20 protein-coding genes are annotated in these 22,424 nt (G+C 57.4%); 10 read left to right on the top strand and 10 right to left on the bottom strand.

All coding sequences use genetic code 11. From position 1 onward, the window contains the following. Positions 1–215 precede the first annotated feature (215 nt). Positions 216–2,870: an aconitate hydratase AcnA gene (gene acnA / locus AC6I6N_RS00935; protein ID WP_108727245.1), complete on the top strand. Its 2,655-nt coding sequence runs from the start codon at positions 216–218 to the stop codon at positions 2,868–2,870. Positions 2,871–2,908: 38 nt separating this feature from the next. On the opposite strand, the gene AC6I6N_RS00930 is transcribed toward acnA, so the two are convergent. The 3 genes from AC6I6N_RS00930 to AC6I6N_RS00920 form a co-directional block, all read right to left on the bottom strand. Next, a complete protein-coding gene (locus AC6I6N_RS00930) occupies positions 2,909–3,439 on the bottom strand; it encodes a CinA family protein (protein ID WP_094196224.1) in 531 nt (176 codons plus the stop codon). 124 nt (positions 3,440–3,563) lie between these two features. Further along, entirely contained in the window at positions 3,564–4,028 is a 465-nt protein-coding gene (locus tag AC6I6N_RS00925) for a MarR family winged helix-turn-helix transcriptional regulator (RefSeq protein WP_094196223.1), read from the bottom strand. Continuing rightward, on the bottom strand, positions 4,028–5,947 hold the full coding sequence (locus AC6I6N_RS00920) for an FUSC family protein (protein ID WP_497942663.1): 1,920 nt from the start codon (positions 5,945–5,947) through the stop codon (positions 4,028–4,030). Before AC6I6N_RS00920 ends, AC6I6N_RS00925 begins: the two co-directional genes overlap by 1 nt. A gap of 264 nt (positions 5,948–6,211) precedes the next feature. Here AC6I6N_RS00920 and AC6I6N_RS00915 point away from each other — a divergent pair, with 264 nt between their 5' ends. Next, entirely contained in the window at positions 6,212–7,918 is a 1,707-nt protein-coding gene (locus tag AC6I6N_RS00915; protein WP_427957833.1) for an FMN-binding glutamate synthase family protein, read from the top strand. A 22-nt stretch (positions 7,919–7,940) separates the two neighbouring features. Here AC6I6N_RS00915 and AC6I6N_RS00910 read toward each other — a convergent pair whose 3' ends face one another. Then, on the bottom strand, positions 7,941–8,105 hold the full coding sequence (locus tag AC6I6N_RS00910; RefSeq protein ID WP_159063903.1) for a hypothetical protein: 165 nt from the start codon (positions 8,103–8,105) through the stop codon (positions 7,941–7,943). A gap of 82 nt (positions 8,106–8,187) precedes the next feature. Between AC6I6N_RS00910 and AC6I6N_RS00905 the strand changes: the two genes are divergently transcribed. The 4 genes from AC6I6N_RS00905 to AC6I6N_RS00890 all read left to right on the top strand — a co-directional run bounded on the left by AC6I6N_RS00905 (position 8,188) and on the right by AC6I6N_RS00890 (position 10,672). Then, positions 8,188–8,601, top strand: coding sequence for a hypothetical protein (locus AC6I6N_RS00905; RefSeq protein WP_159086108.1), 414 nt, complete (start codon positions 8,188–8,190; stop codon positions 8,599–8,601). A 56-nt stretch (positions 8,602–8,657) separates the two neighbouring features. Continuing rightward, on the top strand, positions 8,658–9,275 hold the full coding sequence (locus AC6I6N_RS00900) for an SCO family protein (protein WP_094196219.1): 618 nt from the start codon (positions 8,658–8,660) through the stop codon (positions 9,273–9,275). A 20-nt stretch (positions 9,276–9,295) separates the two neighbouring features. Further along, positions 9,296–9,775 (top strand): copper chaperone PCu(A)C, encoded by a 480-nt coding sequence (locus AC6I6N_RS00895; protein ID WP_497942660.1) that lies wholly within the window; start codon positions 9,296–9,298, stop codon positions 9,773–9,775. 327 nt (positions 9,776–10,102) lie between these two features. After that, positions 10,103–10,672 carry an HdeD family acid-resistance protein gene (locus AC6I6N_RS00890; RefSeq protein ID WP_497942658.1) on the top strand — a complete coding sequence of 190 codons (570 nt, stop codon included), beginning with the start codon at positions 10,103–10,105 and terminating at the stop codon, positions 10,670–10,672. Positions 10,673–10,848: 176 nt separating this feature from the next. Here the strand turns inward: AC6I6N_RS00890 and AC6I6N_RS00885 are convergent, their stop codons facing one another. From AC6I6N_RS00885 to AC6I6N_RS00865, 5 genes are all read right to left on the bottom strand, one after another. Beyond that, positions 10,849–11,460 (bottom strand): HAD-IB family hydrolase, encoded by a 612-nt coding sequence (locus tag AC6I6N_RS00885; RefSeq protein WP_249461822.1) that lies wholly within the window; start codon positions 11,458–11,460, stop codon positions 10,849–10,851. 69 nt (positions 11,461–11,529) lie between these two features. Then, on the bottom strand, positions 11,530–12,909 hold the full coding sequence (locus AC6I6N_RS00880) for an NCS2 family permease (RefSeq protein ID WP_094196215.1): 1,380 nt from the start codon (positions 12,907–12,909) through the stop codon (positions 11,530–11,532). 317 nt (positions 12,910–13,226) lie between these two features. Beyond that, positions 13,227–14,978 carry an FUSC family protein gene (locus tag AC6I6N_RS00875; protein WP_427957828.1) on the bottom strand — a complete coding sequence of 584 codons (1,752 nt, stop codon included), beginning with the start codon at positions 14,976–14,978 and terminating at the stop codon, positions 13,227–13,229. After that, the gene (gene mdtN / locus AC6I6N_RS00870) at positions 14,965–16,014 is read right to left on the bottom strand and encodes a multidrug transporter subunit MdtN (RefSeq protein ID WP_094196213.1); all 1,050 of its coding nucleotides are present in this window, start codon (positions 16,012–16,014) and stop codon (positions 14,965–14,967) included. The genes AC6I6N_RS00875 and mdtN overlap by 14 nt, the downstream gene beginning before the upstream one ends. Before the next feature lie 7 nt (positions 16,015–16,021). Next, entirely contained in the window at positions 16,022–16,276 is a 255-nt protein-coding gene (locus tag AC6I6N_RS00865) for a YtcA family lipoprotein (protein ID WP_249461813.1), read from the bottom strand. 356 nt (positions 16,277–16,632) lie between these two features. Between AC6I6N_RS00865 and AC6I6N_RS00860 the strand changes: the two genes are divergently transcribed. From AC6I6N_RS00860 to AC6I6N_RS00850, 3 genes are read left to right on the top strand one after another with little or no spacing between them, the layout of a single operon-like run. After that, positions 16,633–18,105: a metal-dependent hydrolase family protein gene (locus AC6I6N_RS00860; RefSeq protein ID WP_427957826.1), complete on the top strand. Its 1,473-nt coding sequence runs from the start codon at positions 16,633–16,635 to the stop codon at positions 18,103–18,105. Positions 18,106–18,127: 22 nt separating this feature from the next. Continuing rightward, complete coding sequence (locus tag AC6I6N_RS00855; protein WP_230018661.1) at positions 18,128–18,814, top strand: MarC family NAAT transporter; 687 nt, start codon at positions 18,128–18,130, stop codon at positions 18,812–18,814. 49 nt (positions 18,815–18,863) lie between these two features. Further along, positions 18,864–20,300 carry a TolC family protein gene (locus AC6I6N_RS00850; RefSeq protein WP_460196194.1) on the top strand — a complete coding sequence of 479 codons (1,437 nt, stop codon included), beginning with the start codon at positions 18,864–18,866 and terminating at the stop codon, positions 20,298–20,300. A 282-nt stretch (positions 20,301–20,582) separates the two neighbouring features. Here AC6I6N_RS00850 and AC6I6N_RS00845 read toward each other — a convergent pair whose 3' ends face one another. Then, positions 20,583–21,716 carry an aminotransferase class V-fold PLP-dependent enzyme gene (locus AC6I6N_RS00845; RefSeq protein ID WP_264672647.1) on the bottom strand — a complete coding sequence of 378 codons (1,134 nt, stop codon included), beginning with the start codon at positions 21,714–21,716 and terminating at the stop codon, positions 20,583–20,585. A gap of 195 nt (positions 21,717–21,911) precedes the next feature. Between AC6I6N_RS00845 and AC6I6N_RS00840 the strand changes: the two genes are divergently transcribed. Then, positions 21,912–22,418 (top strand): RNA polymerase sigma factor, encoded by a 507-nt coding sequence (locus AC6I6N_RS00840; protein WP_230018663.1) that lies wholly within the window; start codon positions 21,912–21,914, stop codon positions 22,416–22,418. Positions 22,419–22,424: the final 6 nt, after the last annotated feature.

Here is a 22,424-nt window from a genome sequence, read left to right as displayed (position 1 = left end):
GAAGCGATCCTGGATCGTTTTATTGTATTATATACAAACAAAATACAATTTAATTGTTTTACAAAGGCTCCAGACGCATAATTTTGTTGGGATTATTCTTGTCGAAAGCCCGCTGACATCGCGCGAGTCCACACGGATTCACACAGCGATGACGTAGTCAGAGGGCCCTCAGGTCGGCCCCCTCCAACCTTCTCATTACGGATGAATCGTTTGCCATGTCTCAGTCTCTTGCCCTAGAAACGCTGTCCCTGAACGGACGTTCCGTACGTTACGTTCCTATCGCCGACATACCCGGTATTGAAAAACTGCCGTATTCGCTGCGCGTTCTACTAGAAAACCTCTGTCGTCAAAAGGCCGTGCGTCACGCCGACGTGGATCAGGAGATTGATTCCCTGCTCCAGCGCAAGGTGGGCGACGGCATCACCTTCTACCCTGCCCGCGTATTTGGTCAGGACATTCTGGGTTTGGTGATGTTGCTGGATATGGCAGCTTTACGCGAAGGCGTTGAGGCCGCCGGTGGCGACGCCAGCCGCGTTCGGCCACAGGTGCCTATCGACGTCATTATTGACCACTCTCTGCAAGTGGACAGTTGGGCCAACCCCAAGGCGGCCGACATCAACCTGGCACGCGAATACCAACGTAATGGCGAGCGCTTTGCCTTCCTGCGCTGGTGTTCCAGCAACTTTGATGGCGTCAAAGTCGTGCCGCCCGGCAAAGGCATCATGCACCAATTGCACATCGAGCATATTGGTCAGGTTGTCTGGACCGAGGAAGGCAAGGACGTGGATCTGGTCTACCCAGATAGCTGTGTGGGCACCGACAGCCACACGCCTATGGTGAACGGCCTGGGCATTCTGGGCTGGGGTGTTGGGGGTATTGAAGCCGAAGCCGTGATGGTGGGTCTGCCCGTTGCCATCGCCCTGCCTGCCGTAGTGGGTATCGAGCTGACCGGCAAGATGAATGACGGCGTGCTACCTACCGACCTGGTGTTGGTCATTACCCAGAAACTGCGCGAACTGGGCGTGGTGGGCAAGTTTGTGGAGTTCTTTGGCCCCAGCGTGGACGAGCTGTCCCTGGGCGACCGCGGCATGATCGCCAATATGGCCCCTGAATACGGCGCCACCGCCGTATTCTTCCCGATTGACGACGCTGCCCTGCACTACATGCACATGACGGGCCGTCCACAAGAACAGATTGATCTGGTTGAGCAATACAGCAAGGTTCAAAAGCTGTGGCGCGATCCAGCTGCTCCCGCTCCTGTTTACGACACCGTACTGAAACTGGATCTGAGCAGCATCAAACCCAGTCTGGCTGGCCCCAGCAATCCCGAAGATCACCTGGATCTGGATACTGCGGCCCAGTCCTTCCCCGCCCATCACCAGAAAATTGCTGGCCGTCCTTACGACCCGCAACGTGCGGTGCCCGTGGAAGGCGAGGACTTTGTTCTGAATGATGGCGATGTGGTCATTGCCGCTATTACCTCCTGTACCAATACGGCCAACCCCGCCAATATGATGGCCGCCGGTTTGCTGGCCCGTAACGCCGTGGCTCGTGGTCTGCGCAGCAAGCCTTGGGTCAAGACTTCGCTGGTGCCCGGTAGCCAGGTCACTGCCGACGTGCTGGAACGCGCCCAACTGCAAGATGACCTGGATGTGCTGGGCTTTAACATTGCTGGTTTTGGCTGCACCACGTGTAACGGTGGTTCGGGCCCACTGCCTGCCAATATCGTCAACGCAATTGAGTCGGAAAAGCTGATCGCCACCGCCGTGCTGTCGGGCAACCGCAACTTTGAAGGCCGTATTCACGCCAACGTGCGTGCTGCTTACCTGGCATCGCCCGCTCTGGTCGTAGCCTACGCCCTGGCTGGCAACCTGAATGTAGACCTGACCCGCGACCCGCTGGGCAAAGATCAGGACGGTAAAGACGTCTACCTAAGCGACATCTGGCCCAAATCGGCCGAAGTGCAAGAAGCTATCCACGGCGCTTACGACCGCGACCTGTTCATCGAACGCTATGCCGAGCTGTACGACGGCGGCGAACCTTGGGACGCCCTGGCCCGCGAAAGCAATGGCGGCCACTACCCATGGGAAGCCGACAGTACCTACATCCGCAAACCGCCTTACTTTGACGGCCTGCAACGCGAGCCCGCCCCCGTGGCCAACCTGCGCGGCATGCGTCCGCTGGCGATTTTGGGTGACTCCATCACCACCGACCACATCTCGCCATCAGGTTCGATCAGCCTGGGTACACCTGCCGCTGACTTCCTGCTGTCCAAGGGGGTGGAGCAAAAAGACTTCAACAACTACACCACGCGTCGTGCCAACCACGAAGTGGTCAAACGTGCGACCTTCGCCAACATCCGTCTGCGCAACAAGATTGTTCCCGGCGTGGAAGGCGGTGTCACCAAGGTGATGCCTGAAGGCGAAGTGATGCGTATTTTTGAAGCGGCCCAGGCCTATCAAGAGCGTCAGGTTCCCCTGCTGGTGATTGCCGGCAAGAACTACGGTTGCGGCTCCTCGCGCGACTCCGCCGCCAAGGGCCCCGCTTTGCTGGGTGTCAAGGCCGTGGTCGCAGAAGGCTTCGAGCGCATTCACCGCACCAACCTGGTCGGTATGGGTGTGCTGCCTCTGCAGTTCCAGGACGGCACCAATGCCGACACCCTGGGGCTGGATGGCACCGAAACCTTTGATGTGAAAGGCCTGGAAGAAAACCTGGGGGTACGTTCACAAGCCGAGCTGATCATCCACCGTCTGGATGGCAGCACGCAATCCGTGCCGGTGATTGTGCGCCTGGATACGGTCGAGGACATGGAGTACTGGCGCCACGGCGGTATCCTGCCACGCGTCTGGCGCAAGTACCTGGAGAACTAAGCCTGTGCAGGCTTAGCTCATCCAGCTAGTTCGCCACATCAAACGCCAGGGGTCACACCCTGGCGTTCTTGTTTGGCCAGTCGCAACCAATGCTCGATGCGCAGCAAGGCGTGATGCGCACTTTGCTGACGGATTTCATCCCGCGTCCCATCAAACACAATGGTTTCGGTATAGACGACCAAAGGATCATATTTATCCTGCGGCTTGAACAGCCAGGCAAAACATTGCGTCCCGGCCGGAATCTGCGGCTCTGCAATATCGTCCGCCACCCCCGTATTGGCAATGATCACATTGGCCGGAGTCAATTCCGCCGCTCCTTTGGCCATAGCCCGTGCCACTGCTTCACTGCACAGATTGTTTTCTGCCAGCACCCGCTGATCGACGCCCAGGCATCGATACTTGGCCTGCGGCGAATAAGTCACAAAAGCACAATCGAGTACGGTTGCCGCCCCCGCTTGGTCAGCCAGCGTGGACGCAATCAGACCTGCTGTGCAGGATTCTGCGGTTGCCAGCGTCAGCCGGGCCTCGGTCATGGTTTTAACCAAGCGAGCAAGATCTACATCGTTCATGGCATACCCTCCTTATTGCTGAAACAAGGACGGTTTATTCAACCATAAAGTAAAAAAGCAGGAAACCAGCTCCTGCTTTCTGCTCACCATCGGGAACATGCGCTTACGCTGCCCAGAAACTTGATCAGTCCCCAAACAGGCTGGACATATCCGTTGCTTCCAGCCCCAGGTTGCTAGCCAGTTGATCAAAGCAGCGCAAGGCCGCTTCTATATCCTCGTCCGGGATCCCTTCAAACAAGGGAGCACGAGATTGGCGCAGCAATTCCAGCAAACGTTTGTGAAAGTCGCGCCCTTTATCGGTCAGGCACAAAAGGCGTGCACGCTTGTCCTGCTCGTCGGGCAGGCGCGCCAGCAGGCCGCCAGACTCCAACTGATCGATCAGACGCACCAGCGTTGGTCCCTCCAGCCGCATCATGCGTGCCAGTTGCCCTTGCCGTATCGGTTCGCCCAACTGAGCCAGATAACGGATAGGCAAAATAGTGGCCTCGGACACACCGTAACGCACCAGGGTCTGATCCAATTCACGACGGTAAAGGCGCGCCAGCACAATCATGGACAAGCCGAACCGTTCATAAAGTTGGTGATTCATCAGGAGGTCTCCACAGCGCGCGGCATAGCATTAGGCGGGTAAGCATAAACCAAAACCGGTGTGGCCCCTTGCAGGGACTGGGCGAGGTCCAATATCGCCTGCGCTAAAACGGTATCGCTGCAAGATTGGCTGATGCGCTGCAATTGTTGGGCCAATTCCTGCGGCTGGTGCTCAAACCCTTCCAGCAGCTCACCTACCAGCGATATACACGCCTGCTGCTGCGCCCCGCGCTTGGCCAGGCGTTTGAGTTCAATCACGCCACGCCCCAAATTGATCAGTGACAACAGGCCCGGCGGAGTCTGTTCCCCCATCCAGTGCAATAACTGCACCCATTGCCGGGCCACTCGCCCACGCCATACACGAAACAAACGGGGGCGGGAACGACGTATCAAGGGATACAGCTCACGCACGACTCGCCGCACCAGCGCTTGGCCACGAGGATGCGTACGACGCGGCAAAAGGAAAAAAGCGCTGCACACCACCGCCGAACCCGCCAGCAAAGGCAGGGATTCTTTCAGGATGATGGGTCCAGTCACCGCTGCCATTCCCGCCTGGCTGGCCAACTGAAAACACATATTCGCATCCAGCGCCCAAGCCGATGTTGGACGATTTGCACGCAACAAGCCGCCGATCACCACAAAGGGCAGTACCGAGGCAATCACCTGCCAGTCCGTCACCAAATGCCCCTGAAGCAGATAACGATACAAGCTGGCCACCACCACACCCACAGTAATCCCGGTAAACATGGTGCGACTCATTAACTGCGGGCGCGGCATGGAGCCCAGAATGATGGAGAAGGTACACACCCCCATGGCCATCAATTCCAGCGCCGGGCTGGACAAGGCAAAGGCAATTGCCCCGGCACTAAAAGCCGCCAAGCCACTGATCAGTCCCGTGCGAGTTGCCAAGGGCCAATCTACAGAAATAGCGGGCGTGGTCAGAAAGCGGTGGCGACCACGTCGGGCGGGCGCCTGAGTGGCAAACAAACCTTCTTCTGCCCGTTGGATTTGCCCCATGGCACGGCGCAAACGGGCCAGGCTGATTTGCCCCTCCTGTCTGGCTGCCGTCTTTGCCAGCACCTTCAAAGGCTGACCGTCCTGCAGGCGTTGCGCCTGCTCCAGCAAGGACGATGCATAATCAGCGGCGGGGCACCGCCCTCTTTCTCTTTGACGCACGATCATTTCACTGGCAGCCAGCAACTCGATCACCGCATACAAAAACGCATCCACATAAGGCAAGCGGCGATACGCATCCCAGGAACCGGCCGCCAAAATACGGGCTTGGCCGTCCAGGTCCACCATCTCCTGGCGGATCCGGCTGAGCAAGGCCTGATCCGGCTGTGCATAAGACGGCCCCAAGGCGTGCGCCGCCAAACGCAAGGCATCGGCTGCCAAAACACGCACACGCTGGTAATACGTCTTGCGCTGACTGCGCGGTGTCGTCCGGGAACACAACAAGGTTGTCACCAGCACCCCGATCAAGGTGCACTCCACCCGCGACAAGGCCAAGTCCAGCGACGTATCCGGTGCCAGCACAGACGGCAAGACCACCACACCAATGGTGATGCCTGCCAACATGGGCAAGTAGGACAAGGCACCCCGCAACACGTGGGTCAAAGCCGACGCCACGCCCACCACCAGCGCCATACCCAACAATTGCAAATAGGCGTTGGGCAAATGCAAAAACGCCAAGCCCAGCCCTGCTCCTATCAAGGTTCCCAAGATTCGCCACAAGGCCCGCTCATACACCAGGCCCCGATAGGCTTGGGACAAGACCCACACCGGCATGGCAGCCCAAAAGGGGTTATCAACGGACAACAAAACAGCAATCGCAAAGGACAGCCAGGCAGCCATGGCCATATTCAGGCCATGCAAGAGCGCAGGCCGATCCAGCTGCATCCAGGGAGAAAAGGCAAACATAAGAAAAGGGAAACTGAACAGTCGCTAAAGCATGATTATATAGATAGCTTACCTACCTATTCAATTAACACCCGCCTTTAAGGGATAAACACCCCGCGCCTGACCCCTATTTATCAGCCACCTCATTGTTCATTGTCAGTTTTCATAAACTATCGCTCTCCAGACATGGTCAAACCGTACGGGACCGTTCTATGATGTTGGCATCCTGATAGGCGGGTACCCGAAATCCCGCCCTATCACCCCGTTTTCTTGGCAGGAGTCATTATGCAAAAGTGGCTGACACGCTACACCGCCTTCTACATCATCATTGGCCTGACCGCCTTGTTCTTGCTGCTTTCCTTGTTCAAAAGCGCAAGCTGGCTATGGCTGGCGATCCCAGGGCTGGCCCTGTGTATTCAGGGCTTGGTGGACATCACGCAAACTCGTCACGCCATTCGTCGCAACTATCCGGTTATTGGCAATCTGCGCTTCATTTTTGAAGCCATTCGCCCAGAAATTCGCCAGTACTTTCTGGAGGGCGATGAGCAGCAACTGCCCTTCTCACGTGCGGACCGCTCCCTGGTGTACCAGCGAGCCAAACAGCAAATTGACAAGCAGCCTTTTGGTACCCACCAGGAGGTCTATAACAATGGATATGAGTGGATGAACCACTCCATGACGCCCAAACACATCAAGGACGCGCAGTTCCGTATTGATGTCGGCGGACCGGACTGTACCCAGCCTTACTCGCTGTCGGTGCTGAATATTTCAGCCATGAGTTTTGGGGCGCTGTCGGCCAATGCCATTCTGGCCCTGAACAAAGGTGCCAAGATGGGCAATTTTGCGCATGACACGGGCGAAGGCGGCATCAGTACCTATCACCTGCGCCACGGTGGCGACCTGATCTGGAATATTGGTTCGGGCTATTTTGGGTGCCGGGATGAACAAGGCAACTTCTCGCCCGAACGCTTTGCCGAGCGCGCCAACCAGGATCACGTCAAGATGATTGAAATCAAGCTGTCGCAGGGAGCCAAACCCGGCCACGGCGGCATCTTGCCCGGCACCAAGGTCTCACCGGAGATTGCCCTGGCGCGCGGTGTACCCGAGGGCGTGGATTGTAATTCGCCAGCCAGCCATAGCGCTTTTCACTCCCCCGTCGAATTGCTGGAGTTCGTCGCCAAGCTGCGTACTTTGTCCGGCGGCAAGCCCGTGGGCTTCAAACTCTGTATCGGGCACCCCTGGGAATGGTTTGCCATTGCCAAAGCGATGCTGAAAACAGGCATTACACCGGACTTTATTGTGGTCGATGGTGCTGAAGGGGGTACCGGTGCCTCCCCCGTGGAGTTCATTGACCACGTTGGTACTCCTTTGCGCGAGGCTCTGCGTCTGGTCCACAACACCTTGGTCGGTATTGGCCTGCGCGAGCAAATCCGCCTGGGCGCCTCGGGCAAGATCATCAGTGCCTTTGATATGGCCCGCATCATGGCCTTGGGCGCAGATTGGTGCAATAGCGCACGCGGCTTCATGTTTGCCGTGGGCTGCATTCAGGCCCAGGCCTGTCATACCGACAAATGTCCAACCGGCGTGGCAACGCAAGACCCGCAACGTCAAAAGGCCCTGGTGGTGGATGACAAGTCCTTGCGCGTGGCCAGCTTTCACGGCAATACCCTCAAAGCGCTGGCTGAATTGCTGGGTGCGGCAGGCCTGGAACATCCGAACCAGCTACGCCCTCACCATATCGCCCGTCGTATCAGCAACGGCGAAGTGCGTGTGATGTCGGCTCTGTTCCCGGATCTGAAAAAAGGCGAACTGCTGCGCGGCCACTACCGTCAAACGATTTTCCGCGTAGGCTGGCCCATGGCCAATCCCGACTCCTTCGAACCGGCCTACAGCCTGAGCAAAGCCTTGTCCTACTTGAATGATGAGGCTGACCCCGAGGACACAATCAAAAAACAGGATGCCGCCGACAGCGCCGGCCAAACCCTGGTCTGAACGCGGTATGGCGGCTGTTTCCCTAGCGAGACTGCCGCTGCATCCCTACCCCTGCATCGACTTCCCCGTAGACTTGAACACCGGAAGGCCGACTCCAGCTGCTGTCGGCTGAACGGTCCGGTGTTGAACACGCTGCCAGTCCCAAGACCATGACCAAGGCGCTCAGCACCCCATAAATCTGTCGCATATCAAGCTCCTTGATGATAGGCGTCTACTGTGCCACAGAATTTGGGCAAACAAATTTCCATCTGTACTAGAATGCTCTGATCATGGTCAGGCACTGCGCACTCCCCTTCTCAGGTACTCGCCGCCAGTTTTTACTGGTATTGGCGATATGCGCCCTGCTCTTGCGTGGCCTGATTCCCAATGGCTATATGCCCAGTGCCGACCCCGCCAATGCAGCCGCCCTCAGTTTATGCGTGCAGGGCGACCCTTTCCTGGCGCAATGGAGCGGCCAATTCTCCGGACCGGAACACGACGAGCAGCACACGCTGCATGCCGCCTGTTTATTTGCTCAGGCCCAAGCACAAAAAGCCCTGAATGATACGCCCAGCCCCGCCTGGGATCTGGCACAAACACCACGACATACCTGGGACACTGCCCAACAGGCGGCGGCTCCCGTTCTTCCCCTAACGGGCCCGCCCCTGAGTGCGCGCGGACCTCCCGCTACGTCCGTTTCCTGACTAGCCCTGGCTGCCCGGCGCAGCCACTCCATGTTGTCAATTAGCGGGATATTTCTATGAACGCCTCCTTCTCACGCCGCCAGCTCTTGCTTGCCATGCTGGCCACTCCTTTGGTCCTGAGCGCTTGCGGCGACAAAGCCCCCAAGCAGCCTGCCTTTCGCAATCTGGAAGGTGTGGACATGAGCAGTGCCGACTTTGCCAAGGATTTCAGCTTGCTCGATACCGAAGGCCAACGTCGCACCATGGCCGACTATCGCGGCAAGATCGTACTGATCTTCTTTGGTTTTACCCAATGTCCCGACGTCTGCCCGACCGCACTGACCCGGGCCGTCGACATCAAGGAGCAGTTGGGCGAGGATGGCGACAAGCTGCAAGTCTTGTTTATCTCCATTGACCCGGAGCGCGACACGCCCGAATTGCTGCGTGCCTACATGCAGGCTTTTGACCCCAGTTTTGTGGCCTTGCGCCCCACCGAAGAGGAACTGGCCAAAACCGCCAGCGACTTCAAAGTTTTTTACCAAAAGGTTCCTACCGGCTCCAGCTACACCATGGACCACAGTGCCTTGACCTATGTGTATGACACACAAGGCAAGTTGCAGATCGCCCTGCGTCATACGCAAACGGCTGAAGAAGCCGTGGCTGATATCGGCCAGGTACTGGCTTTGAGCAAATGAACCCCAACAGGATTACCAACATGAAACGTACTATTGCTTCCTCGCTTTTCTCCCTGGCCGCCTTGATGAGCCTGCCTACCCTGGCCCAGGCCGAAGTCACCGTGACCGATCCCTGGGTTCGCGCCACGGTTCCCGGCCAGCAAGCCACTGGCGCCTTCATGGTGCTGCAATCGACTGACAACGCCCAGTTGGTGGGTGCCAGCAGCAGCTTGAGCAAACAAGTAGAAGTGCATGAAATGGCCATGGAAAACGACGTTATGCGTATGCGTCAGGTCGAGAAAATCGACCTGCCCACCGGCAAAGCTGTCGAACTCAAGCCTGGTGGTTACCACATCATGCTGCTGGGTCTGGACAAGCAGGTTCAAGAAGGCAGCTCGGTGGATCTCACCTTGCAAATCCAGAATACCGCTGGCCAGAAGGAGGAGCTGAAAATCAACGCCCCGGTCCGTGCCTTGAACACCAAAGCCAACCAGGGCCACAAGGGTGCACACGGCCACTAAGCCACCTGCCTGCAGTCCTGAACACGACCTACTTTAACGGTTTGAAGGGCTTTGTTTCAGACTTGCGGGTTTTCCATAATTGGCGGGTTTTGATTCGCTGACGTACAGTGAAATCACTGACATAGTGTCAGTAAGCTGTCTGAAACACAGCTTCCCAAAACTGCCATCATGGTAGTTCACCGCCGCCAGAGCGGCATATAGGCCCTACCGCAACGGTAGGGCCTTCGTGTTTCTGGAGCCGTCTCATTGCGTATCACTAGGCCCCTGCCCAGGTCTGGAGTACAGTTAAAACCGTAGCGTCGGTTTAACCTTGCAAGGAGTACCTAGATGGCTCTAAGTCCACATGACAACAATCGCTCTGAGTTGCTACGTCAACTGCCCTTGAAACCAGGATGGTTCATTGGTCTGGGCATTGCCCTGATCATTTTGGGTCTGATCGCCTTGATCTACGTGGTTGGTGCCACGGTTGCCAGCGTGGTGTATGTCGGCATCCTGATGAGCATAGGCGGCGTGCTGCATCTGGCTCATGCATGGAGTTCCAAAGGCTGGCGCGGCTTTCTGTTCTGGAGCCTGAGCGGTATTTTGTACTTGTTCGCCGGTCTGATTGCCATTAGCAACCCCTTGGTAGGTGCCACCGTCCTGACTCTGATTTTTGGCGCCTTCCTGATTGCCTCCGGCGCATTCCGACTCTGGATCTGGTTCCAGAATCGGGCCCAGGCAGGCGGCGGCTGGATGGCCTTTTCCGGCCTGATTACGCTGGCAGCCGGTTTGATCATTGCGGCAGGCTGGCCTGGCAATAGTGTCTGGATTCTGGGCTTGATCCTGGGTATTGATTTGCTGACCCAAGGTTGGGCTAGCCTCTTGGTTGGCATGGCGATCAAACGCAGCAAGGAATAATCCCGCAGCAGGGCTCAAGGGCAAGTCCACAGCCCCTGTTAATCATCCAGAAAAACAATGCCCGACCAGAATCCGCTTCTAGTCGGGCATTTTGCTTTTTTGATCCCTGGTCGTGGGCTGTAGACCCCCCTGAGTCTGCGACTCAAGCGGAACAGAGCAAACCATAAAATCAAGTACTAGGCTTGCAGTTCCGGCAAAGCTGCATCTCGTCCTCGCAGCCAAGGCTGACGCGTATGCGCCAGCATCTGCGCATCGCCAGGGCTATCGCCATACGCCATATCCAGTGCGACTGGTTTATCCCCCAGCCAGGCCTGAAGACGATTTACTTTTTCCTGCCCCCAACAATTAGCACTGGCCATTCCCACACAGCCTTTTTGCTCATCGAAGGCCAGCTCTGTTGCCAGCACCTGCACCATGCCCTGAGCCTTAGCCCAGGCTTGCAAATAAATAGACGGCGAGGCACTGACCAGTAGCACCGTATCGCCCCGTTCTCGGTGAGCACGGATTCGTTCCATCATTTCAGGACGGACAATCTGCGGCACATAGTCCCGCACATACGTGTCGGCCAAAGCCTGAACCTGCTCCCGGTTCAATCCACCCAAGGCACTACGCAAAAAACGATGCTTGATCGCCTGACGACGCTGCGGGCCGCGATCCCACACCAACACGCGGGGCACGCAGGCTAGATAAGCACGAATACAGACCGGCCAGCCCCGCATGCGGCGTATAAAGTCCTGTAAGCTGTCCCGATCTGTAATCGTGCCATCAAAATCAAATGCGACCAGCACAGATACCCCTTTGGTGTTTGGAAAACAGGCTAGTGTAAAGGGGAACCCCCGCCCTTCCCAAGTCCGGCCTTATAAAGCCCAGCCACCCAGGTAGAAAACGGCCAACGCCAGTGCAATCAAAACCGTGCCTACATTCAAGCGGCGCAGCTCGCCGGAGAACAGGCGGCCCAGCACCAAGGTACAAAAACCCAGCATGATGCCCGTGACAATATTGACGGTCAGCACGATAAACACGGCACACACCAAACCGGCCATGGTATCGACCGTATCATCGGTATTGAGATGACGCACGCCCCCCAGCATCAACAAGCCCACGTACATCAAGGCTGGCGCCGTTGCGTAGGAAGGAACCAGACCGGCCAAAGGCGACAGGAAGATCAGCATCAGAAAACCCAGGCCCACCACCACGGCCGTCAGACCGGTACGGCCACCTGCTGCCGTCCCCGCTGCGGACTCAATATAAGCGGCAGCAGGCGACGCCCCCAGGCTGGCCGACACCAAAGAACTTAGCGAGTCTGTCGTCAAGGCGCGGCTGCCGTTGATGATTTGGCCGTCCTTGTCCAACTGCCCGGCATTGCCTGCCACCGCCCGGATCGTGCCAGTGGCATCAAACACCGCCGTCATCACCAAGGCCAGAACGCTGGGCAGAACCACGGCATTTAACGCCCCGCCTATATCCATCGCACCGATCAAGGAGTGCTCGCCCAGCAGGCTAGGCATGGCAAACAAGCCGGTAAAGCGCACATTGGGATCGAAGATCAGACCCACCGCCGACAGCCCCAGAATCACCAGCAAAATGCCGCCTGTCACACGACGGCGCTCCAGGCCAAAGATCGCGGCCAGACCCAACACGCTCAGCCATACCGGCATGGACGTAACATCCCCCAAGGCAACCGGCAAACCTGCACCGGTATTACGCGTGACCAAGCCCACTTCATTGGACGCGATCATCAGCAGGAACAGGCCAATCCCGATACCCGTGCCATGCGCGATACCCAAGGGCAAATTGCGCAGGATCCAGGTGCGAATCCCGGTGGCGGAAATCAGGGTAAAGATCAGCCCCATCAGGAACACGGCCCCTAAGGCGACAGCCGGACTGAGTTGCTGGCCCAGCACCAGATCAAAGGCCAAAAATGCCGTCAAAGACAAGGCACAGCCCACGGCAATCGGCAGATTCGCCCACAGCCCCATCAGCAAAGAACCAAAGGCACTGGTCAGACACACGGCCACAAAAACCGACGAGGTATCAAAGCCCGCCTTGCCCAGCATGGACGGCACCACAAAGACGGAATACACCATTGCCAGAAACGTGGTCAGCCCTGCCAGAACTTCCTGGCGCAAGGAGCTGCCGCGCTCTGTATAAGCAAAATGTTTTTGCAACCAACCACCCGCAAGTGGCGGGACCAGGGCCTGCTGCCCGGGTCGCAATGCGGATTCTTGCTCAGCCATACTTCATGCTCCTTTATCAGTATTGTGATGTCTGAAACGGTGCGTTGCCGTCATCAGGAATCAGTAATGGACAGTCCCAGCCCCAAGAAGGGCGAGAGGCTTCACACAAACTGAATCAAAGGAAGTACCGAGCAAAGACGAGTCCTGCCCTGCCCGCAACAAAATGCAGACATGGACGAGGAAGAAAAAGGTATACGGGGGTGTCTCCGACCGAACCGAGGCCTTTGCGGCGCTTCTTTTAATCCCGAGAATGGGAAGTGAGGCCCATTCTACGAGCCGTCAAAGACAGGAAAATCACCTCTAGGTAATGAGGGTTATCAATCGCTTGGGTGGCTGGACACAGGCATATAGGCCTGAGTGATGAACTGCTGGCGCAGCGTCTGCCATTGGGATTGCATGTCCTGGGCCTGCTGCTCGTCAGGCCGCAAACGCGCCGGCTCCAACTGCATCAAGGCCAATCCATATTTTGCCGCCGACAGCTCCTGGGCCACACTGGCCGACTGCTGCACGGCCTGAGCCGGGCGCTCCTGCCACAACGCCGCCAAGCCCATCAAGCTATCAGAGGCCTTGGCCAAACGCTGACGCACCGAACCGGCAATACTGACAGGCCAGATTTGGGTAAACATCACGTACATGACCGCATTGCCCAGCAAAATACCGATCACACGATCACGAGCCGAATCCAGATCGAAGCTAGGGCCAAAGCCTTGTAAAGTCACCAGATAAAAGGCAAAGGCAATTTGAATGCCGGCATAGGAAATACGCTCTGGGCCATAAAACACCCAGGCTCCCAGCAAGGAAACCAGGAACACGACGACCATCAGGCCGCCAATATCGAGCAAATGCGGCATCACGAACAGGATGGTGATAAATCCCAGCGCCGCCCCCAGCAAACAGCCCACAATCCGCAAAGCCAGCTTGTGCACAGTTTCCCCGGTAGAACCCAAGGCCGCCACATAGCAGGTAATCATGGCGGTATGAATACCCTGCCAGTCTGCCGCGCTGTAGATCAGATAACACAGCACGGCGGCCGCTGTTGCCTTCAAGGCATGGTGCTGATACACGGGATTGGTGAAGGCATCAGGCACCATGAAAGAGCCATGCTCCGGGTCCGCTTTGCCAATGGACACCGCCCCCGACAAAGCCAGCAAAGCATCTCGTAAGTCTTGTATCGCCAAGGAGCTGGACGCCGGCAGTTCGGGCAGATCATCCATCTGCGGCAAGCGGCCTTGTTCAATATCCTGTGCACTGCGCTCGCAAATCTGGGCAAAAGCGGTGGCCTGCTCATTATCCAGATGCTGATCGCGCACAACGGCCACGGCCAGCAAGGCGCGATAACTGTTCAAAATGGCCTGATCCAGGTCCGCCTGCTCGTGTGTGGGCCGCAAATGAAACAGCCGTATCCAGCCCAGTCGTTTTTGTTGTGCGCTAACGCCCAAGGCCAGCTCGTCCCACAAATCCTGCGTGTCTGCCTGCCCCGTCAAACCCTGAGCCGCCAAACACAAACGCGCTGCCAGCTCACGGCGCAACACCTTGTGCGGATACAAACCAAAGCACAGATTGAAGATCAGCACCAAGCCCATGGGGGCGAAGGTCATCAGCCAGGCATACAGCACCGCACGGGTCGCAATTTCGCCAAAAGGCACATAGCCCAGCAAGGTCAGCACAAAGGCGATCACCAAAGCGATAATGCCGCCCAAAGGGCCCAGCTTGCTGGCTACCCCTAAAAACAGCAGCACAAAGGACGTCAGCACCATGGCCAGCAAACGCCAGGCCGGATACTGAATCGTGACCTGGATCAGTGGTATCAGCAGCAGCACCACCAGAGACACCAGCACCACCAGGGCCAACGCCAGTACCGAGCTTTCCCCAGCGTCGGACTTCATCACAAAGAAGATGACAAAACAACTGACCGCAGATTCGGGAATGCCGTAATTCATGGCCAGCAGCACCATCAAGGCGCACAGCACGGCCACTCGCCAGCTTTGTGCCAGACGGCCAGGGGTGGGCTGCAAGTCTTGCCAGACCAGCCGAGCCAGCACCGACAAACCGGTCTTAGCAGTTGCCATCGCGATGAATAATCGTGGTGGCCGAAGCCCCCATACGCATCAAGTCCTCGGGCGGGGCATCCAGACGGATACGCACCGGAAAACGTTGTGCTACCCGCACCCAGTTCATGGATTTTTGAATATACGGCAGACTGCGCGGTAGATTGATCTGTTCCTGGCTGCTGACGCCCCAACCAATTTCCTCCACCTTGCCCGAGAGCTTGCGCGAAGGATCAGACAGCACATACACGGTGGCGCACGTGCCCGGTTTGATCTCTTTCAGATCCGTTTCCCGGTACATGCCCGTCACATACCAGGAGTCCGTATCCAGCAAGGTAAAGACAGACGTGCCCGGCAGCAGATGCTCCCCCGACCCGATACGCAAACCCACGATACGACCATTGTGGGGTGCCTTCACCTGGGTATGCTCCAGATCCCGCTGGGCCATCGCCAGCCCTGCTTGACGCGCCTGCACCATCGCTTCTTCTGCTTGCGTGTTACCGACCAGCGCCTGAGCCGCACCCGATTGCTCGGTGGCCTGTTTCAAGGTGACTTGCGCATCGCGCAACAAGGTATTGGCCTCATCCAATTGCTGTTGGGACACATAGCCCTTGGCCGCCAGATTGGCCAAACGGCGCTGGCTTTGAGCAGCCATCGCCAAATTGGTTTTTGCACGCGTAATCTGATCATCCGCAATCACAGCGTTATGCCCTTCTGCACGCACGGCACGCTGTTTCATGTCCAGCGTCGCCTGAGCCAGCGCCAGTTCAGCCTGGGCTTGCTCCAGACGCAACTGATAAAACACCGGGTCCACGGTAAAGAGCAATTCATCGCGGTGAACGAACTGGCCGTCACGCACCACCATGCGCTCAATTCGCCCTGGCAAGGAGCTGGAGATATGCACGACATCGGCACCCACCACCGCATCTTCGGACAAGGGGTTGTTGGCAGATCGCTGCCAATACCACCAGGCCAAGACAAGGGCGGCGACAACAATCAGCACACTCAGCAGGCGGGCAGCGCCTTTACGGGAAGAAGATTTCTGTGCCTGGGTCATGGCTCAGTCACTCGAAAAAAAGAAGAAGTGCGGCAAAGGTCAGGGCTAGCGTCAGGCAGGCATAGACAGGCAAACGCATGGGCAGGGCATCATCCACACCTGCGCGAATCAGCACCCAACGAATCAGTAAAGTCAGTAGCAAGGCGCCCAACACGCACACCAGCCAGGCAGGAAAGTAAGAGCCCGCCAGAGAGACCGACGGTGCAAGAGAACATCCCCCCAGCAAGGGCAAGGCGGCCAGAGCGGCTATTAGCGCACGCATGCGTGGCATCTCCCGATTGTTTTTAATACGATCTGCATAGGCTGCCCTGATCGCTGCGAAGAATTGTACCTGAGCCCTTTCAAACCCATTCCATTTATTCCTGCCCAATTAGATCCCTGTGTACCTCGCATTTTTACGCGTATAGTGACCAACCATTTTCTGCTAGGGTCTCAATGACAGCCATCATGTATGCCGAGTTGCTATGGACGAGGTAAGGCCGTTTACACTTTAGCCCGTACACACCAAATATCCGATGAAAATGCTCGCGAACGGGTCCGCTTGTTAGACCTGGTCGAATTGCATATGTCTTAAGTCCGCCCTCCTTCTTTCATGCTTTTTTGATTTTTCAGGACGCCATGCAGACTCACTCTTACCTGGGACAGTCCCCTGCCCTGCGCCAGCAACGCCAGGCCTATCGCCACGGTGTACCAGCCTGCGTTTGCGCGCACCCTTCCATCCCCTTCATTCACACGCGTTTAAGCGCCTCGGCCAGTTTTGCACCAAACGCGGCTCCCGCAGACCTGGCCTTTCAATCCGATAATGCACTGGATCAAAAGCCCATCGCCCTGGCTCCCAAACTGATTCTGAGCAATCTGCGCCTGTTTGATGGTGAAACAACTGAGCTGAAAAAAGGACTGGCCGTCCAGATTGACCAGGGTCGCATTACCGCTGTCATGCCCATTGCCAAGATTCCGGCCGACGCCACGGTCATGGACTGCCAGAACAAAGTCCTGATGCCCGGCCTGATCGATGCCCACTGGCATAGTTTGTTGTGCGCTGTCGACCAGATGACGGCCATGATGGCTGATCCAGCCGACCTGCATTTGATTGCCAGCAAAGAAGCCGAGCGCACCTTGCTGCGCGGCTTTACCACGGTTCGTGATGCCGGTGGCCCCAGCTTCTCTTTGAAGCGCGGTATTGATATGGGTTTGCTGCATGGCCCGCGCATCTATCCCAGTGGTGCCATGATTGCGCAAACGGGCGGCCACGCGGACTTCCGGATGCGCTACGAAGTCCCACGCGCCGAGGGCGAGCTAAGCCACACGGAACGAGCCGGTGTCACCTGCATTGCCGATGGAGCCGATCAAGTTCTGCGCCGCGCTCGTGAGCAACTCATGCTCGGCGCCAGCCAGATCAAGCTGATGGCCGGGGGCGGTGTTACCTCCTTGTACGATCCGCTGGAAGGGCTGCAATTTAGCGATGCAGAACTGCGCGCCGCCGTGGGCGCCGCTAGCGACTGGGGGACTTACGTGATGGTGCACGTGTATTGCGCCCGTGGCATCCAACGTGCCATCAAGGCAGGCGTGAAATCCATCGAACACGGCCAGCTTGCGGACGAGGAAACCGCTCGCATGATGGCAGGCGAAGGCGTGTGGTGGAGCCTGCAACCCTTTTTGGCTGATGAGGATGCCAACGTTCAGCACGACCCGCGCAGCAAAGCCAAGCAGCAACAAGTGGCCGTGGGCACCGTGCGTGCCTACGAGCTGGCAGACAAGTACCAGATCCAGACCGCCTGGGGCACCGACATTCTGTTCACCCCCGCCCACCTGCCCCACCAGGGCCGCATGCTGTCCAAGCTGACCCGTTTTTACGATCCGCTCAAAGTGCTGAAAATGGCCACCGGCGACAATGGCCGACTGCTGCAACTGTCGGGCTTGCGACAAGCCTATGACGGCGAATTGGGCGTAATCCGCCCCGGTGCTTTGGCCGACTTGCTGCTGATCGATGGCGAACCCGAGCAAAGCCTGAGCTTTCTGGAGCAGCCCGAGCAGAACCTGCTGCTGATCATCAAGGACGGCAAGCTATACAAGAACGCTCTACCCGCCTGACCCCCATCCTCTAGGAATGTCCATGCCAAACGAATTGATGCAGTTGTTCAAATTGATCGGTCTGGGGCTGGCGTTTTTGCTGCCCATGGCCAATCCCTTGACCTCCATGGTGATGTACCTGTCTCTGGGCGAAACCCTGAGCGCGCAAGAAAAGAAGCAGCAACTGCGCCAAGCGACGTTGTATGTCATTCTTGCTTTGCTGATTACCTATTACGCAGGTTTGTGGATCACCTCGGCCCTGGGCATCTCCATGGTGGATATGCGTATCGCAGGCGGGCTGATTGTGGCCTATATCGGCTTTCGCATGCTGTTCCCCCCGTCCGTCAGCGAGGTCGTCTCCAAAGCAGCGGATCAAAATACGGCCGCCCACGACAATATCGCGTTTGTCCCACTGACCTTGCCCTCTACCGTGGGCCCCGGCACCATGGCTCTGGTCATTAGTGCTTCCTCCAAAATGGCAGGCATGCGCGAACACTATGCCCAATGGGTGCTGGTGGCAACGCCCCTTATTCTGGCCCTGCTGATCGGCTTGATCTTCTTCATTTGCCTGCGCTCCTCGCTGAGCATCGTGCGCGTGATCGGACATAATGGCGTCGATGCCATCTCACGCATCATGGGTTTTTTGCTGGTTTGCATGGCGGTACAGCTCGTTCTGGAAGGCGGACAGCAGTATGCTGCTACGCTGCTGACTCATTCTGCCGCGTCCTGAATTTATGTCTATGTCTTGTGCTCCTGCAGTGCGTCTTACCGTGGCAGTCATGGCTGCCCTTACGCTGGCCGCTTGCGCTGCGCCCGATCGTAAGTCCATGACCCAGTCCCTGCCCGAGCAGGATGCGCCGCAGCCACCCCGCCTGACATTGGCCGAGTACAGCGGCCCTGATCAAAGCCAGCCCGCTCCCCATGTGCGGGCCAATCATGAATACAGCCTGCCTGAACTGATCGACCTGGCCCAACGCCTGAACCCCAGCACCCGCATTGCCTGGGGTGAGGCTCAACAAGCAGCCCAAGCCGCCGGCATGGTAGAAAGCACCTACCTGCCCTTGATCTCTGCCAGTGTCGTGGGCGGCTATATGCGCAGCGACCGCGACAGCAGCGTACATATTCTAGGCAGAGAGGTCGATGTGGACTACGACACGCATTTAAGCGGAGCCGTCCCGTCCCTGACCTTGAAATGGTTGCTCTTTGACTTTGGCAAACGCGCTGCCTTGCAAGAGGCCGCCGACAAGCTGGCCATGGCCAGCCGCATTACTTTCAGTGGCGTGCATCAAGCCGTGATTGCCGAGGTGTCCATCAGTTACTTCAACTACAACTCGGCCCGCCAGCGGGCACAAATCTCGGCTCAGGGCCTGAAAAATGCCACCCTGATTGAAGACATCGCCCTGGAGCGACAACGCAATGGGCTGGGTACCCAGATTGAAGTGGCTCAGGCACGGCAACTAAAAGCCCAAGCCCGTCTGCACCATGTCAACGCCAGCACCCTGACACGTCAGTCTTACCAAACCTTGCTGGGTGCGATTGGCCTGTCCCCCGACACAGAGCTGAACGTGGCCGACAGTACCGCCCGTCCCCTGCCCGATGAACTGGACATCCCCGGTAATGACACGCTGAAAAAAGCCATCGCCCAGCGGCCCGATGTGCAGGCCCTGCAAGCGGCCCATCAGGCCAGTCTGGCCGGCATAGATTCCGCCGAAGCCAGTTTCATGCCCAAGCTGGCCTTGATGGGTTTTATCTCCAAACGCATGGGTTCCTTAAGCGTAGGCAGCCTGCCCGAAGTCAGCCCGCAATCCTCCTCCCGAGGCGCCGTGCTGGCACTCAGTATTCCGCTCTACGATGCCGGACTACGCAACAAACAGGTACGTGAAGCCCAACTACGCGCTGACACTGCTCGCGAGCGCGTCGCCAAAACCGAGCAGGACGCCTACAAGCAAATGATCATCGCCGCCGATGCGCTGCGAGCGGCACTGGAATCTCACCAAGCCGCCACCAGCCTGGTCGAAGCGGCCCAGATCACCTACCAAGGTGCGCTGGAGTCCTATAAGGAAGGTCTGACCGGCATGACCTTGCTGACCGAAGCACACACGGGCTTGTTGGGAGCCCAAGAAGCCCAAACTGCCGCCCACACAGCCGGTTTGCTTGGCTCTGTGAATCTGGCTTTTTCCATGGGGGAACTCAATCAGGCTCCCAAACAGCCCTGAGCACGACGGACTACGCAATCTCGCAATCACAGCTCCAGTTTTCTCTCGCCCTGTTTCGCTCTCCCCCGCTTACAAGCGCATCAGCTCGCCTTGTTCAACTTATGCGATCACACGCAGTGTAAAAGCCAGGCTGTAATCGCGTTGGCCAGGCCGGATTTCTTGTCCTAATTGACGCTCCGTCGATAGAGGGAAAAAGTGTCAACGGAATTCAGGACGAGTCATCCACCATAAAAAAGGGAGCCACTCAGGGCTCCCTTTTATTGATGCGATTGCCAGGGCAACTTACTGTTCTTCAATCGCGTCCAGCGCCTTGGCCAAACGCTCCACCGAGCGTTCCAGATTGTTCAGCTTGTCCAGGCCAAACAGACCAATTCGGAAGGTCTTGAAATCAGCAGGCTCATCACATTGCAAAGGCACGCCCGAGGCGGCTTGCAAGCCCGCCTTGGCAAACTTCGCAGCCGAATGAATCCCGTCGTCCGTGGTGTAACACACCACCACGCCCGGCGCTTCAAAACCCGGTGCGGCCACGCTGCGGAAACCATGTTCGCTCAGCAAGGCACGCACCTTGCGGCCCAGCTCCAATTGACGATTACGGATCCAGTCAAAACCCAAGGCTTCTGTCTCGGCCATCGCTTCTTGCAGCACCTTCAAGGAATCGGTTGGCAGGGTCGCGTGGTAAGCATGCGCCCCATTCTCATACGTTTCCATGATCTGCAGCCACTTGCGCAGATCGCAGGCAAAGCTGGTGCTGGTCGTGGTTTCAATGTGCTGGCGAGCACGCTCACTTAGCATCACCAAGCCGCAACATGCCGAACCGGTCCACCCTTTTTGTGGAGCACTGATCAGCACGTCCACGCCCACCTCCTTCATATCCACCCACACGGTGCCCGATGCAATACAGTCCAGCACAAACAGACCACCCACCGCATGCACGGCATCCGCCACCTGACGCATATAGTCATCGGGCAACATAATGCCGGAAGCGGTTTCCACATGCGGGGCAAAGACCAAGTCCGGTTTTTCAGCCTGAATCGCAGCGACCACTTCTTCGATAGGAGCAGGCGCATAAGCAGCCTGCTTGCCTTGCTCAATCGGGCGGGCCTTCAGAACCGTGGTGCTGGCAGGGATGGAACCCATGTCAAAAATCTGAGTCCAGCGGTAGCTGAACCAGCCATTGCGTATCACCATGCACTTGCGATCCGTTGCAAACTGACGGGCTACCGCTTCCATACCAAACGAGCCACTGCCCGGCACCACAATAGCCGAATGCGCCTGATAGACCTGCTTGAGCGTGCGAGAGATTTCGCGCATCACTTCCTGGAAGGTCTTGGACATATGGTTCAAGGCACGGTCGGTGTAGACCACCGAATATTCAAGCAGGCCGTCCGGATCAACGGGGGTGCTGGTTTGAGACATGAAAACCTCGGAATTCAAAGGGAGAAGATATCAAGATCGACCGATTTTAGACCAAGCCGCTCTGTACGGGCAGCTTGCCCCCAAGACCCTGCCAGTCAGAGGAAAGTACACAGACAGCTTGAATAAGAAAATCTGAATGAGAATTATTGTTATTATTCACTATTCTTTTTTCTGCCTGCTCTGCTAAGTCGCTCCATGTCTCACCCTTCACGTCCCAGAAAAGCCTGGCTCGCCTCGTATAGCGAGCTGTTTGGCCTATGGCGGCGCAAGGCCGAGAGCCGGGAAGATGCGGAAGATGCCATGCACGACACCGTAGTAGGCATGCTGGAAAACAACACCGCCTTGATCGACAACCCACGGGCCTATCTGGCACGAGGCACCAGCAACCGTCTGATCAGCCGCCATCGCCACCAAACCGTCCTGACTGTTTTGCCTTTGGACGAACTGAGCGATACCGAGCATCCCCGCCAGGCCGGAGCCGACAGCCACGCCCAATTTGAACAACTGGCCGACGCTCTGGTGAGCGCGCTGGCCGACTTGCCCCCTAAATGCCGAGAGGTCTACATCAAACACCGCCTGGAGGGCTGGACCCATACTGAAATTGCCCAGGACATGGCGCTTTCCCGCAGCATGGTGGAAAAATACATGACTCGTGCCTTGCGTCACATCCATGAACGACTGCACCATTACGTACCTGACTGACGCCAT

The sequence above is a fragment of the Alcaligenes sp. LTN-3 genome (assembly GCF_059735605.1).
This window is presented reverse-complemented; position numbering and strand designations above follow the sequence as displayed.